Origin of the sequence: Mesorhizobium sp. M7A.F.Ca.MR.362.00.0.0, assembly GCF_004023175.1 — a bacterium.
Lineage (GTDB): Bacteria > Pseudomonadota > Alphaproteobacteria > Rhizobiales > Rhizobiaceae > Mesorhizobium.
Window position 1 is genome coordinate 1 of the sequence record NZ_RZTF01000033.1, and the last position, 219, is coordinate 219.

Here is a 219-nt window from a genome sequence, read left to right on the forward strand (position 1 = left end):
GTCGGGCTCGCGCCAGGTCTCGGCCAAGCCAGCCGCATACCATTCGCGCATCGCCGGCAGGGCAAGCAATTGCGCCGGATAAGCCGCAGCCGCACCCTCGAAAGAGAGCCCATAGGACTGGGCGCGGAACGCCACCGGGGCAAAGAAAGCGTCGACGGCGGTAAAATGAGCGCCGGCCAGAAACGGCCCGCTGAAACGGGCAAGGCCATCGTTCCAGAG

Annotated in this window: 1 protein-coding gene; it reads right to left on the reverse strand. The window is 66.2% G+C overall.

The features are described from left to right. A partial coding sequence (locus EOC06_RS41910; protein WP_245469385.1) for a glutathione S-transferase C-terminal domain-containing protein occupies positions 1 to 219 on the reverse strand: 219 nt, incomplete at both ends.